At 69.7% G+C, this 14307-nt stretch carries 12 protein-coding genes; 8 read left to right on the plus strand and 4 right to left on the minus strand.

The window, feature by feature from the left end; translation table 11 throughout:
• Positions 1-3: 3 nt before the first annotated feature.
• Positions 4-627 (minus strand): hypothetical protein, encoded by a 624-nt coding sequence (locus AB0H86_RS01365; protein WP_362431470.1) that lies wholly within the window; start codon positions 625-627, stop codon positions 4-6.
• Positions 628-1348: 721 nt separating this feature from the next.
• Here AB0H86_RS01365 and AB0H86_RS01370 point away from each other — a divergent pair.
• On the plus strand, positions 1349-1816 hold the full coding sequence (locus AB0H86_RS01370) for a GNAT family N-acetyltransferase (protein WP_362431472.1): 468 nt from the start codon (positions 1349-1351) through the stop codon (positions 1814-1816).
• Here the strand turns inward: AB0H86_RS01370 and AB0H86_RS01375 are convergent, their stop codons facing one another.
• Positions 1817-2755 carry a LysR family transcriptional regulator gene (locus AB0H86_RS01375; protein WP_362431475.1) on the minus strand — a complete coding sequence of 313 codons (939 nt, stop codon included), beginning with the start codon at positions 2753-2755 and terminating at the stop codon, positions 1817-1819. It lies immediately after the preceding gene.
• 113 nt (positions 2756-2868) lie between these two features.
• On the opposite strand from AB0H86_RS01375, the gene AB0H86_RS01380 reads away from it, so the two are divergent.
• From AB0H86_RS01380 to AB0H86_RS01390, 3 genes are all read left to right on the plus strand, one after another.
• Entirely contained in the window at positions 2869-3762 is an 894-nt protein-coding gene (locus tag AB0H86_RS01380) for an NAD(P)H-binding protein (RefSeq protein WP_362431477.1), read from the plus strand.
• A 72-nt stretch (positions 3763-3834) separates the two neighbouring features.
• Positions 3835-4197: a darcynin family protein gene (locus AB0H86_RS01385; RefSeq protein WP_362431479.1), complete on the plus strand. Its 363-nt coding sequence runs from the start codon at positions 3835-3837 to the stop codon at positions 4195-4197.
• A 625-nt stretch (positions 4198-4822) separates the two neighbouring features.
• Entirely contained in the window at positions 4823-5227 is a 405-nt protein-coding gene (locus AB0H86_RS01390) for a VOC family protein (RefSeq protein WP_362431481.1), read from the plus strand.
• Here the strand turns inward: AB0H86_RS01390 and AB0H86_RS01395 are convergent.
• Both AB0H86_RS01395 and AB0H86_RS01400 read right to left on the minus strand, forming a co-directional pair.
• On the minus strand, positions 5207-5896 hold the full coding sequence (locus AB0H86_RS01395; protein ID WP_362431484.1) for a helix-turn-helix domain-containing protein: 690 nt from the start codon (positions 5894-5896) through the stop codon (positions 5207-5209). The genes AB0H86_RS01390 and AB0H86_RS01395 overlap by 21 nt on opposite strands.
• Positions 5897-5984: 88 nt before the next feature.
• Entirely contained in the window at positions 5985-7142 is a 1158-nt protein-coding gene (locus tag AB0H86_RS01400) for a YihY/virulence factor BrkB family protein (RefSeq protein WP_362431486.1), read from the minus strand.
• A 443-nt stretch (positions 7143-7585) separates the two neighbouring features.
• Here AB0H86_RS01400 and AB0H86_RS01405 point away from each other — a divergent pair, with 443 nt between their 5' ends.
• From AB0H86_RS01405 to sbnB, 4 genes are all read left to right on the plus strand, one after another.
• The gene (locus tag AB0H86_RS01405) at positions 7586-10024 is read left to right on the plus strand and encodes a Pls/PosA family non-ribosomal peptide synthetase (RefSeq protein WP_362431488.1); all 2439 of its coding nucleotides are present in this window, start codon (positions 7586-7588) and stop codon (positions 10022-10024) included.
• Between the two features lie 87 nt (positions 10025-10111).
• Positions 10112-12220, plus strand: coding sequence for a non-ribosomal peptide synthetase (locus tag AB0H86_RS01410; protein WP_362431490.1), 2109 nt, complete (start codon positions 10112-10114; stop codon positions 12218-12220).
• A 59-nt stretch (positions 12221-12279) separates the two neighbouring features.
• On the plus strand, positions 12280-13272 hold the full coding sequence (locus tag AB0H86_RS01415; RefSeq protein WP_362431492.1) for a TauD/TfdA family dioxygenase: 993 nt from the start codon (positions 12280-12282) through the stop codon (positions 13270-13272).
• Positions 13269-14303, plus strand: a complete 1035-nt coding sequence (gene sbnB / locus AB0H86_RS01420; RefSeq protein ID WP_362431494.1) for a 2,3-diaminopropionate biosynthesis protein SbnB — start codon at positions 13269-13271, stop codon at positions 14301-14303. Before AB0H86_RS01415 ends, sbnB begins: the two co-directional genes overlap by 4 nt.
• The last annotated feature ends 4 nt before the right edge of the window (positions 14304-14307 follow it).

Below are 14307 nucleotides of genomic sequence, written 5' to 3' on the forward strand. Positions count from 1 at the left end.
GACCTACGGAATGGCGGGGAAGGTCCACTCCTGTCCGGCCTGACCCTGAGTCATTCCAATGACACGGCCCTCTTCGGCCGCCGTCAGGTAGGAGCTGTTCGTGGGCGCATGCTCGTGAGCGGACGCCGACCAGATCAGGCCCTTGTCGGTCTGGAACTTGAACGACCTGAGGGGCTCGCTGGACGCCTCACCGCACCAGCCGAACGACAGATTCCATCCGGGCTTCTCGCCAGGCTGCTCACTGGTGCCCAGGATGTTACCAAGGCCGCCGAAGTTGATGTTCTGGTTGAGTGCAAGGCAGCGGTCGCCGTCCACACCGAGGCTTTCCAGCTGCTTGCGGGTGGCGTCGTACTTCCACTCCTGGTCCTTGGTGTTTACACACGGCTGGAGTGCGGCGCCCTGGATGTACCGTCCGGCATTGGGGTTCTTGCTGCCGTCCCCGAAGGTGTCGGACTCCTGTCCGAGGAATGCCTGAACGCATTCGCCGGTCTTCTCGTTCTTGATCTTGAAGTGGCCTGAGGGGAACCCCGCACCGGGCTCCTCCGGCGCGCCGTACGCGGCGACTTCGATACCGCTGGCCACGGCCACCGCCGTGAGCGCTGCCGCGATCCACATCCGCTTCTTCATGCAGTCCGCCCTTGTTGTTGAAACAAATTCCGCAGAGCTCAACTCGACTGAGGTGCTCCGGTAACGGTGTGCCGACCGCTCAACTCTCTGTGGCATCCAGAGCTGCCCGCACGCAACAGTCCTTCGCCTCCAGCAGCTTGCGCAGCCCAGCCACGAGCTCCGGACTGTCAGGAAGCTTCTCCGTCTTGACGATCCTGCCCCGGCTTTAGCCGTGGGCGGATCGTCGATCCCTCCCCACGGTTGCAGTCGGTGGGGGGATCAGCGCGCGGGTGCAGGCGGTACGGGGACTCGACCGGTGACAATCGTGCCGAGCCGTGCCCTGGGTTGGACTGGCATCAGTGGTCATGATCCGTCCGTCTCCGAGACGTAGGCTTCGCGCGCCTCGTCCAACTCGCGGGCGAACTCTGCGCCTTGTGCCGTCGCCTGTTGTCTACCGCGCTCACAACGTCGTCAGGATCTGGGCGTCATACCAACGCGTGGTCCGCCCGAAGGAGACGCTCATCGGCTAGTGCTCCGACCGGGAGGGTTCACCGCGGCGCAGGTAAGGGCGAGTGGATGGGGCCGCAATCTGGCCGGGGCACGCATCGGCCACTGCGAAAACAGTTGGACGCGTCCTGGACTCTCCACGACGATTCGCGCTGTGACAGACAAAGCCGAGCGCCGGACCCCGGCCTCCACAAGCCCGAAGTCCGTGCGATTCGTTGAGTTGTCGAGCACGGCCATGACCGCCTTGCTGAAGGACGACCTGACTCGTGCCAGTGCCGAAGCAGGTGTCGCTCTCACCGAGTACTTCGTCACCGACACGGCGAAGTGGGTGTGGCAGTACCGGGTCAATCAGCTGGCCTCGGACCCCGGTTGCGCGGGATGGCTCACTCAGGTCGTGGTGGCCGAGCCGGAAGGTGCCGTCGTAGGGCATGCCGGGTTCCATGGGCCGCCGGACGAGGCGGGCATGGTGGAGCTCGGTTACTCGGTGGACCCCGTCCACCGTCGTCAGGGCTACGCCAGGGCGACGCTGACCGCGTTGGTGCACCGGGCCGCTGCCGAAGCCGGGGTCAGGACCGTGCGGGTGACGATCAGTCCTGACAACACCGCGTCCCTGGCCACGATTTCCGGGTTCGGCTTCGTGGAGGTCGGAGAGCAGTGGGACGAGGAGGACGGCCTCGAACTCATCTTTGAGGTTCCTGTCTGATCAGGCTGCTTCCGATGTGCAGAGAGTCCGGCGGACGGCGTTGCGGAGCCAGTGGTGGGCTCCGTCTGCTGTGTGCCGGGGGTGCCAGGCCATGCCGATGGTCAGTGGTGGCAATGCCAGGGGAATGTCGAGGAGGTGCAGTCCGAGGGCGCCGGCGTCGTAGGTGAGGGGCGAGGGGGCAGCACCGGGGGGTGCGGCGGGTACGAGGCAGACGATGTCGCTGCGGGCGGCAAGGGTCATCGCGGCCAGGTGGCTGGGAAGGACCACGCTGACTTTCCGGTGGAGGTTCTGCTCGGCCAGGGCGGCGTCGAGGGGGCCGCTGAACCGGCCGAGGCGGCTGACCGTGACGTGTTGGGCGGCAGCGAGCCGGACTGGGGTAAGCGGCCCTTCGGTGAGCGGATGGCCGGCCCTGACGGCTGCCACCATGCGGAGGCTGACCAGTTCCTCGACCTGGGTTTCGGGGTCCACGTGGTCGATGGATCCGATCTCCAGGTCGATCCGGCCGTCGCGCAGGGCGGGTCCGGCCTCCAGTTCTTCGCCCCGGATCCGGAACGAGACCCCCGGCGCCTCCCACTGGGCCAGCTGCAGCAGTCCGGGGGCCAGTGCCGCGCCGACCAGGTCGGCTGCTTGGAGGGTGAAGGTGCCGCGGAGGCCGGCGGGGTCGACGCTCGCGCCAGGACTGAGCAGCGCTCCGAGGCTGCGTACCACTGTGGCGGCTTCCTCGCGCAGGGCCTGGGCGCGTGGGGTGGGAACCATGGTCTGTCCGGCCCGGACCAGGAGGGGGTCCTGAAGGATGCGGCGAAGACGGCCGAGGGTGCGGCTCATGGCGGCGGGCGAGGTATGCAGACGCGCGGCGGCTCGGGTCACGCTGTGCTCGGCCAGCAGAGCATCCAGCGCGATGGCGAGATTGGCGTCGATGACCGGATCCGGGCTGCTCACCAGCATTATTCCATTTCAGTCAATGATCCCGTGCTGAAGTTCCCATTGTGGCAGCACGGAGGTCCTCAGCAGGATGAGGGGCGTACCGAACCAGCGCGACCTACGAGGTTTTCATGATCGTCATTACTGCTCCCACCGGGAACATCGGCCGTCACCTGCTCTCCCGGCTCCTGGAGTCCGCCCCCGCCGCGGGCGAGGAACTGCGGGTGATCGTGCGCGATCCCGCCCGGCTTCCGGACGCGGCGCGCGGACACGTCGAGGTGGTCACCGGCTCGCACGCGGAAGCCGAGGTCCTCGACCGGGCCTTCGAGGGTGCGGACGCCGTCTTCTGGCTCGTCCCCCCGGACGCCTCCCTGACCCCCCAGGACGCCTACAGCGGTTTCACCCGCCCCGCCGTCAAGGCGCTCGCCGCCCACGGCGTCGGCCATGTCGTCGGCGTCTCCGCGCTCGGCCGCGGCACCCCGCTCGCCGACCGGGCCGGCCTCGTCACCGCCTCCCTCGCCATGGACGACCTCATCGCCGGCACCGGCGTCGCCTACCGGGCCCTGGCCAACCCGTCCTTCTTCGAGAACCTCCTGGAGGAGTCCGACTCGATCCGCGAGAAGGGCGTCTTCACCGACTCCGTCGACGCCGACCGCGAGGCCCCCTTGGTCGCTGTCGCCGACATCGCGGCCGCTGCCGCCCACCTGCTGCTGGACCGCTCATGGACCGGCACCGACAGCGTCCCGGTCCTCGGGCCGCAGGACCTGTCCCCCAATGACCTGGCCCGCATCATGACCGAACAGCTCGGCCGCCCCGTCCGCTACGAACGCCAGCCGCTCGACCAGCTGTACACCACCCTCGTCGGCTACGGCCTCAACGAGGCATTCGTCCAGGGCATCGTCGACATGAAGCGGGCCAAGGACGAGGGTCTCGACGCCGGCGTCGCCCGCACTGCGGACACCACCTTCCCCACCAGCTTCGAGCAGTGGTGCGCGCAGACCCTCAAGCCCGCCGTCCTCGCCTGAAGCCCACCACCCGCCGCCGGAACACACAGAGCCCGGCGAACCAAGACCACCCGCCACTTCGGAGGCACCCTGATGTCTGTTGAAAAGACTGAACCACCCGTCACGGCCTTCATTCTGGTCAAGACCACACCCGAGTGGCTCGCCCTGACCGTCCAGGAACGCGTCGACGCCTTCACCACCCAGGTCATGCCGGCCATCAAGGCCAAGACCACCGGCGTCCGGTCACGCTTCTACGACACCGAGTTCTACTCCGCGCGCGTCACCGACGTCTGGGTGTGGGAAGCCGAAGACCACCACGCCTACCAGCTCCTGATCGACGCACTGCGCGAAACCCCGTTCTGGGACCGCTACTTCGAGGTCATCGATCTCCTCGTCGGCACCGAGAACGGCTACGCCCGAACCTACGGAGTCGAACCCGTCGCCACCATCACCTGACACACCCACCGTCAGATCCGCTCGCTGTGCGGCAGTCCACAGGACACGTGCGATGTGTGACGGCTCATGCGGACACCGCGCAAGTTCCCACATGACGAGCAGCGCGCGGCGAAGCTGTGGGACGACTCCAAGCAACTCGTCCACCTGACCGCCGAGGAGGAGCCTGCGCAGCTGCGATAAACGCACCACCTGGACCACCCCGGCGCCCGTCAGGCGATCCAAGTCGTACGGTGGCGACGCAACTTGAGCACCGGGAAGCTGACCATCGAGCGGGTCTACCTGATCACCAGCCTGAGCGTCTTCGACGCCACCTGCGCGACCGCACGTTCCGCGAGGACGACTCCAAGGTCCGCAGCGGCACCCTGCCCCGTGCCATGGCCTCCTTGCGCAACCTCGCCATAACCCGGACAGATCTCGATCACGCAATGACCCCGGCCGGTACGCCTCCCCCGCTGTCGTGCACCTCGACCCCCACCACCCCGCACCTCACCGTCACCCCCGCCAGCTGGTCCGCTTTCCTGAGGCTCGCCGACAACGCGGGGGTGCTGAATTCGGAGGTCGACTGCGCGCGGCGGTGTCCGATTCTTTCAAGACGTTCCGCCGTGGCGCTGCCTAACGTGGCCGCATGAGTCCACGATTCGATGCCATCGGTTTGGTGACCTCCGACATGGCCGCCTCCGTCGCCTTCTACCGCCGTCTCGGTTTCGCGTTCCCCGAGGGGGCCGAGGACGCGCCCCATGCCGAGGCCGAACTACCCGGCGGGTTGCGGCTGTTGCTCGACACGGAGGAGACCGTGCGGTCCTTCCTGCCCGGGTGGCGGCCGCCGACCGGGGGCGGGCGCACCTCGCTCGCGCTGCGGTGCGACAGCCCGTCCGAGGTCGACTCCGTGTACGAGGCCCTGGTCGGCGCCGGTCACCACGGTGAGCTGAAGCCTTGGGACGCCGTCTGGGGGCAGCGGTACGCCGTGGTGCTCGACCCGGACGGCAACGGCGTCGACCTGTTCGCGCCGCTACCCGGAGCGGGCCAGTAGCCGGCTGAGCGGCATACCCGCCAACTCCCGTACGTCTCTTGCCAGATGGGCTTGGTCCGCGAACCCGGACCGGGTCGCCGTCTGAGCGAAGGGGACCCCGGCGCGGGCCAGCGCGAGGGCGCGTTGCAGTCGTAGCACGCGGGCGAGGGTCTTGGGGCCGTAGCCGAAGGCCGTCAGGGAACGGCGGTGCAACTGGCGGGCGCCGACGCCGAGTTCGTCGGCGGTGGCGGCGACCGGGCGGCCCGCGTCGAGGGCGGTGACGAGCCGCCGTAGCAGCGGGTCGGGAGGTTCTGCGGCCCAGGCCCAGCGCAGGGCCACCTCCTCCAGGCCGCTCGCCGGGTCGGCGGCCGCGTTCACCTGGGCGGTGAGCCGCCGCACCTCGGAGGCCGGCCGCAGGTCGGACAGCGCCACGCGCCGGTCGCGCAGTTCGTGCGCGGGCACCCCGAGGAGGGTGGGCGCGGTGCCGGGGTAGAAGCGGACGCCCGCCCAGCTGCTCGGGGCGCCCGGAGTGACGTACGCGCGTGTGTCGGGCCCGGCGACCAGGAGCCGCCCCTCGTTCCACAGCAGATCCATGCACCCGTCGGGCAAAACGGACCGCGTTCCGGTCCCGGACGGGGTGTTCGTCCACACCACCGCCCCGGCCTGCCGGGACGCCCACTCCGTGTACACGTACGCCAGGCTACGCCGTGGGCAGGCCGGCCACCCGGCCCTCCGTGCCCTGCGCCGGCGCCTACGCGGCCCGCCCGGCGCCCGCTCGCTAGGAACCCTCCGGCTTGTGCGGTGGGTGGGGGTTCTTCACGTGGGTGCGCAGGCGGGAGGTCACGTCTTCCGGGGGCAGGAAGCGGGACCAGCGTTCCGGGAACTCGGAGGGCATGTCCGGGTCGTCGGGGTCGTAGGGGGCGTTGGGGTCGGACTCGCGGGCCGCGGCGGCGCGGGCGACGTACTCGGCGACCTGGGCCTCACGCAGGCGTTCGTTGGCGGCGCGGGCCGCGGCCGTCGCGGCGGCCGGCCAGACCCGGTCGATGGCCGCGTTGACCGCGGCGCCGACGAGGACGGCGAACGCGGACACGCCGATCCACAGCAGCACGGCGACGGGCGCGGCGAGCGAGCCGTAGATGGTGGGGCCCTCGACGGTGTTGGTCAGGTAGATGCGCAGCAGGAAGCTGCCGAGCACCCACATGCCGAGGGCGACCAGGGCGCCGGGCACGTCCTCGATCCACGGGGAGCGCACGGGCACCGACACGTGGTAGAGCGTGGTCAGGAAGACGATGGACAGCACGATGACGACAGGCCAATAGAACACCTGTACGACCGTCGTGGACCACGGCAGGATGTTCACCACCGCGTCCGGCCCGGCCACCATCAGCGGCAGCGCGATCGAGCCGATCAGCAGCGCCACGATGAACAGCAGGAAGGCCATCAGGCGGGTCCTCACGATGCCCCGGACGCCGTCGAGGCCGTACATCACGGTGATGGTGTCGATGAAGACGTTCACCGCGCGGGAGCCCGACCACAGGGCGAACAGGAAGCCGATGGAGATGACGTCGGGCCGGCCGCCCTTCATCACGTCGTGCAGGATCGGCTGGGCGATCTGTGTGACGCCCTTGTCGGACAGGACCGTGCGCGAGGCCTCCAGGAGGTTGGTCTCCACGCTCGCGATGGTGTCGGCACCGGTCCAGTCGTCGACGTAGCCGAGCAGCCCGATCATGCTGAGCAGCAGCGGCGGCACGGACAGCAGCGTGAAGAACGCGGCCTCGGCCGCCAGGCCCAGGATCCGGTACTCCATGCACGAGTTGACGGTGTCCTTGATCAACAGCCAGGCGGTCCTGCGCTTCGAGACGTTCCGGTAGAGGGCGCGCGCCCGGTGGAGACGGCCGGAGGCGGGCGGTTCGGGGGATTCACTTGCTGGCTGCACGATCTAACGGTATCCGCCGCGCGGCGCTCCACTCATCCCGCGGTGTCCCGCCCGCGAGACCGGGGCGCGAGATGATCGTTCATTAGTAAATCGAACCGTTTTTCTGTCATGTCCGCGTTGGCCTAAATGTCGCACCCGAAAGACGGAACCCGTGAGAGCGAACCCGCCGACCGTCCACTGAAATCCCTGGTCGGAGACAGAATCCGAGCGTAAACCCGTTCGATCGGTTCGAAGTGCGCCGCCGAAAAAGCGCCAATGACCGAAATGCCCTTGAAGCGTTCATGAATTCCTCGCAAGAATTCGACTGCTCGAAGCGGCCCCTGACCAGGGCACCATCGCATCCCGTGGCCATCTCACCCCTTTCACGCGGGCATCACGTTCCTCTTCTGTCTCATCTTTTCGCATTTCATGTACGACATCAGAAACAGCATCAAGGAGCGCCCGTGGGGGGAAATTCCGGCGCCGGCACCGAAAGCGTTCTCGCTGAGGTACTGGCCGGTGTAGTACGCAAGGAACAGATTCCGGTCGACAGCCACTTCTTCGACGATCTGGGCGCCAACTCGCTCGTCATGGCCCACTTCTGCGCCCGGGTCAGGAAACGCCCGGACCTGCCGTCGGTGTCCATGCGGGACATCTACGGGCATCCGACGATCCGCCGACTGGCGGCGGCTCTCGCAGAGACACCGGCCGAGGCACCCGTCACCGTCTCGGCCGAGCCGCCCGAACCGGGCAGCACCGCACGGTACGTACTGTGCGGGACCCTGCAGTTCCTCGTCTTCGCCGGGTACTGCCTGCTCGCCGGGACAGCCACCGCCCGCGGCTACGACTGGGTCTCCGGCGGCGACGGCGTGGCCGCGGTCTACGGCCGCTCGGTGGTCTTCGGCAGCGCCCTGTTCGCCGCCGCCTGCGCCCTTCCGGTGCTGGCGAAGTGGCTGCTGGTCGGCCGCTGGAAGGAGACCGAGTTCCCGGTCTGGAGCCTCGCCCACCTGCGCTGGTGGACGGTGAAGGCGTTGCTGCAGGCCAACCCGATGATCCTGTTCGTCGGCAGCCCGCTGTACGTGCTGTACCTGCGGGCACTGGGCGCGCGCATCGGCCCCGGCGTGACGATCCTGTCCCGCTCGGTACCGGTCTGCACCGACCTGCTGACCGTCGGCGCCGGCACGGTGATCCGCAAGGACTCCCACTTCCTGTGCTACGAGGCGCGCGCCGGCCGGATCCGCACCGGTCGCGTCACCCTGGGCAGCGGGGTGTACGTCGGCGAGAACACCGTCCTCGACATCGGCACGACGATGGGCGACGACTCCCAGCTCGGCCACGCCTCCGCCCTGTACGACGGCCTCACGGTCCCGGCGGGACAGCGCTGGCACGGCTCACCGGCCCAGCCCACCGACATCGACCACGTCCGGATCCCGCCGGCGCACTGCTCCACCGCGCGCCGGTTCGGATACGGACTGGCGGGCCTGCTCCAGACCCTGCTGCTGTACGTCCCGCTCGGCCTCGGCGGCGCGTATCTGCTGCTCACCGTGGCCCCCGAACTGGAGGTGCTGTTCGCCCCGGACTCCCAGGACCTGGCCTCGGCCCGCTTCTACGTCGAGGCACTCGTCCTGTCCCTCGCGCTGTTCACGGGCTTCCTGGTCGTCGGTGTGGCCGTCGTGACCCTGGTGCCCCGGCTGCTGCGGCCGTTCCTGCGCCCGGACCGGGTCTACCCGCTGTACGGCTTCCACTACTCGGTGCACCGGGCGATCGCCCGCCTGACCAACATCAAGTTCTTCAAGTGGCTGTGCGGCGACAGCTCGTACATCGTCCCCTATCTGCGGGCCCTCGGGTACGACCTCTCCACGGTGGAGCAGACCGGCTCCAACTTCGGTACGGAGGTTCAGCACGAGACGCCCTATCTGGCCACCGTCGGCAGCGGCACGATGGTCGCCGACGGGCTGTCGATCGTGAACGCCGACTTCTCCGCCACGTCCTTCCGCGTCTCACGCGCCACGATCGGTCCGCACAACTTCCTCGGCAACCACATCGCCTATCCGGCGGGCGGCCGCACCGGCGACAACTGTCTGCTGGCGACCAAGGTGATGGTCCCGCTCGACGGCGAACTCCGCGAGGGCGTTGGCCTGCTCGGCTCGCCCCCCTTCGAGATCCCGCGCTCGGTGGAGCGCGACACCCGTTTCGACCATCTCCGCGAGGGCGACGAACTGCACCGCCGGCTCAGCGCGAAGAACCGTTACAACCTGCGCTCGATGGGGCTGTTCCTGTTCATCCGCTGGCTGCACTCGTTCGGCCTCACCGTGCTCGGCTTCGCCGCCGTCGACCTGTACGGCGTCCACGACGCCGTCGGCGGCCCGCTGATCGGCGCCTACCTGATGGCCGCCCTGGCGTTCACCGCCCTCTACTACGTCCTGGTGGAACGGCTGATCGGGCGCTTCCGGCCACTGCGGCCCCTGCTGTGCTCGATCTACGACCCGCGCTTCTGGTGGCAGGAACGGCTGTGGAAGGTGCCCGACAACCACCTCATGGTGTTCAACGGGACCCCGTTCAAGAACCTCGTCTGGCGGCTGCTGGGCGTCCGGCTCGGCCGCCGGGTCTTCGACGACGGCTGCTATATCACCGAGCGCACGCTCACCGCGATCGGCGACGACTGCACACTCGCCGCGCACACCAAGGTGCAGGCCCACTCGCAGGAGGACGGCACCTTCAAGTCCGACCACATCACGATCGGCGCCGGCTGCACGCTCGGGACCGGCGCGCTCGTGCACTACGGCGTCTCGATGGGAGACGGCGCCGTACTCGCTCCCGACTCCTTCCTGATGAAGGGCGAGGAGATGCCGCCGGGGGCGCGGTGGGGCGGCAATCCCGCGGCTGCACAGAGGCGCTCGTAAGAACAACACAGCGCCACAGGAACAACACCCGCAACTGTCGCAACAAGCGTAACCAGCACAACAGCAAGGACAATGGGGGAATCAGACATGGCAACAGTTCCGCGCTGGGCGCTCGACCCGGTGCCGGGTACGGCCGAGTACGAGGTAACGCTTCCGGCGGGGGTGGCAGGCGGGCCCGCCGAGTTGCTCGCCGCCCACATCAGGGTGCTGGCCGCGCTGTCCGGCGAGAGCGAGACCGGCACCGACGACTCCGGGCTGCGGGTGAGTGTCACCGGCCGCACGCTGCGGCTGCGGTACCGCACCGATCTCCTGGACGCCGAGGCGGCCGCCCGGGTCGCGGGCTACCACCTCACCGCCCTCGCCGAACCCGAGCGGCGAAGCCTGCTGTCCGAGGACGAACTCCGGTACCAGCTGGAGGGATTGGCGGGCCCGAGCCGGGAGCTGCCCGACCGGCGGGTCCACGAACTGTTCGAGGAGCGCGCCGCCGCCCACCCGGACGCGGTAGCCGCCGTCGAGGGCGAACGGTGCTGGACGTACGCCGAACTCAACTCCCGGGCCAACCAGTTGGGCAGGGCCCTGCTGGCGCGGGGCCTGGAGCGCGAGGGCGTGGTCGCCGTCGTGATGGAGCGGAACCTGGACTGGATGGCGGCCGTGCTGGCCGTCCTCAAGGCCGGCGGGGTGTATCTGCCCGTCGAGCCGCACTTCCCGGCCGCGCGGGTCACGGCCACGCTCGAACGCGCGGGCTGCGACCTCGTCCTCACCGAGCGCGGCAGCGACACCGCCGTCGAGGGGACGGCCCGGACCCTGTTCGTGGACGCCGCGTACGCCGAGGCCCACCCGGACGGCGATCTCCAGGTGCCCGTCCCGGCCGGTCAACTCGCCTACATCTACTTCACGTCCGGCTCCACCGGTGAGCCCAAGGGCGCGATGTGCGAGCACGCCGGGTTCCTCAACCATGTGCTCGCCAAGCTCGACGACCTCGGTATCGGCGCCGGGGACGTGGTCGCGCAGACCGCGCCCCAGTGCTTCGACATCTCCCTGTGGCAGCTGCTGGCCGCGCCGGTGGCCGGCGGGCGGACCCTGCTGGTCGGTCAGGAGACGATCCTGGACGTGCCCCGGTTCGTGGACACGGTCGTCCGGGGGCGGGCCAACGTGCTCCAGCTCGTGCCGTCGTATCTCGAGGCCGTACTCGACGAGTTGGAGCAGCGGCCGCGTGAACTGCCGGACCTGCGCTGTGTGTCGGTCACCGGCGAGGCGGTGAAGAAGGAGCTGGTCGAGCGCTGGTTCGCGGCCCGGCCCGGGATCCCGCTGGCCAACGCGTACGGGCTGACGGAGACCTCGGACGACACCAACCACGAGGTCATGCTCCGGGTGCCCGACGAGGACCGGGTGCCGCTCGGGCGGCCGATCGCCAACGTGCGGGTGTACGTGGTCGACGAGGATCTGACGCCGGTGCCGCTGGGGGCGCCCGGCGAGATCGTGTTCTCCGGGGTCTGTGTCGGCCGTGGGTACGTCAACGATCCCGAGCGCACGAAGGCCGCGTTCACCGATGACCCGTACCGGCCCGGTGAGCGGCTGTACCGCAGCGGCGACCACGGGCGCTGGCTGCCCGACGGGAAGCTGGAGTACCTCGGCCGCCGGGACAGCCAGGTCAAGATCCGCGGGTTCCGGATCGAGATCGGCGAGATCGAGAACGCGCTGCTGCGGGTGCCCGGCGTCCGGGACGGCGCGGTGGTCGTGGTGCGCGGCACCCGGCTGGCGGCGTTCTGCACCGGCCCGGAGCCCGTCGGCGCGGTCACGGTACGGGAGCGGCTGGCCGCCTCGCTGCCCGCGTACATGGTCCCGGCGGTCGTCCACTGGCGAGAGCGGCTGCCGCTGACCGCCAACGGCAAGACCGACCGCCGGACGCTCAGCGCGCTCGCCGAGGACCTCGACGCGGGGAACGACGAGGACAGCGGGACGCCGGACCTGCCGGGGACGCCGGACGAGCGGCGGATGGCCGCCGCCTGGGCCGAGGTGCTCGGTGTCCCCGCGGACCGGATCGGCCGCCTCGACCACTTCTTCGACCGCGGCGGCACCTCGCTGGCCGCGGTGAAGCTGGCGATCGCCCTGGACCGGGCGATCACCCTCAAGGACGTCACCCGCCATCCGGTCCTCGCGGACCTGGCCGGGCTCCTCGAACGACCGGCCTCGTGAACCGCGGGCGCCCATCCCCGATCGACCGCTCAAGCGCACCACCCGAAAGGAACACCGAGATGTCGTCCTCGCCTCCGACGCTGCTGCCCGACGTCAAGCTCGCACCCGGCAGTCCGCCCCTTGTGCACGCCGATGCCGCCGGCGATCCGGCGCGCTGGACCGCCGTGCACCGCGACGCACTGCGGGCCGCGGTCGCCGGGCACGGCTCGGTCCTGGTCCGCGGGCTCGGCCTGGCCGACGCCGTCGGCACGGAAGCCGTCTTCCGTCGGCTGGCCGGCCCCCTGATGGCCGACCGGGAACCCTTCGCGCCCCGGCGCCGGTACGCGGACGGCGTGTACTCCTCCACCAAGTGGCCGGCCAACCAACAGATGTGCATGCACCACGAGTTGAGCTACGCGCTGGAGTTCCCGGGCCTGCTGCTGTTCGCCTGCCTGGAGGCACCCGGCACCGGCGGCGCGACCTGCGTGGCCGACGGCTCGGCCGTGCTCGACGCGCTGCCCGTCGAACTGACGGAACGGTTCGAACGGGAGGGCTGGCTGCTGAACCGGACGTACAACGACGAGATCGGCGCGTCGGTGGCCGAGGCCTTCGGCACCGACGACCGCGGCGCCGTGGAACGCTACTGCCGCGGCCACGGCATCGCCTGGGAATGGCGGCCCGACGGCTCCCTGCGCACCAGCCAGCACCGCAGCGCCGTGATCCGCCACCCGGTCAGCGGCCGCCGCTGCTGGTTCAACCAGATCGCCTTCCTCAGCGAGTGGACGATGGATCCCGAGGTCCGCGAGTACCTGGTGGACGTGTACGGGCCCGACGAACTGCCGTTCACCACCCGCTTCGGCGGCGGCGACCCGATCGACGAGGACATCGTCCGCACGATCAACGAGGTGTACGAGGCCCACACCGTGCGCGAGCCGTGGCACGCCGGTGACCTGCTGCTCGTCGACAACATCCGCTCCGCGCACAGCCGGGAGCCCTTCGACGGCCCGCGCGAGGTGCTGGCCGCGCTGGGCGACCCGGTGCACCGCTCCGACTGCGAGGTGAGGACCGTATGAGCACCGTACAGAGCGTGCCGCCGTTCGCGGTGCTGACCGGTGAGCAGGTCCAACAGGCGCTGCACGGACGGGAGTCGGAGATCGGCGACCTCGTGGAGGCCGTCTACCGGCTGCATGGTGCCGGTGAGTCGGTGAACCCGCCGTCGTACTTCCTGCGCTTCCCGGACCGGCCTTCCTCGCGGATCATCGCGCTGCCCGCCTCGCTGGGCGGGCCGCTGCGGGTGGACGGTGTGAAGTGGGTCTCCAGCTTCCCGGAGAACATCAGGTCGGGGCTGCCGCGGGCGTCGGCGGTGCTGATCCTCAACGACCCCGACACCGGCTATCCGTATGCCTGTCTGGAGAGTTCGGTCATCAGCGCCACCCGCACGGCGTCCTCGGCGGCGCTCGCGGCCCACCGGCTCAGCGCCGGGCGGGAGCGGCCTCGGCGGGTCGGATTCGTCGGCACCGGTCTGATCGCCCGCTACATCCACACCCATCTCACCGCCACGGGCATGGAGTTCGAGGAGACGGGCGTGTACGACCTGTCCGCCGACAGCGCGGCAGGCTTCCGGGGATACCTGGAGCGGTCGGGCGCGCAGGGGCGGATCACCGTGCACGAGGAAACCGAATCCCTCGTCCGGTCGAGCGACCTGGTGGTGTTCGCGACGGTCGCGTCCGCGCCGCACGTCCACGATCCGCTGTGGTTCGCGCACCATCCGCTGGTGCTGCACGTGTCGCTCAGGGATCTGGCACCGCAGATCCTGCTCGGGTCCGCCAACTTCGTCGACGACGTCGAGCACTGTCTGAAGGCGGACACCTCCCCGCACCTGGCCGAACAGGTCACCGGGAGCCGGGAGTTCGTGGACGGCACGCTTGACGACGTACTGACCGGGCGGGTCGCCGTCCCGACGGACCGCACGGTGGTGTTCTCGCCCTTCGGGCTGGGGGTGCTCGACCTCGCGGTCGGCAGGTTCGTCCACGACGAGGTGGCCCGGCAGGGCGAACTGCGCGTCGTCGAGGGGTTCTTCCACGAGCTGCGCCGGTACGGCTGACCGG

Origin of the sequence: Streptomyces sp. NPDC050997 (assembly GCF_040660135.1) — a bacterium.
Lineage (GTDB): Bacteria > Actinomycetota > Actinomycetes > Streptomycetales > Streptomycetaceae > Streptomyces.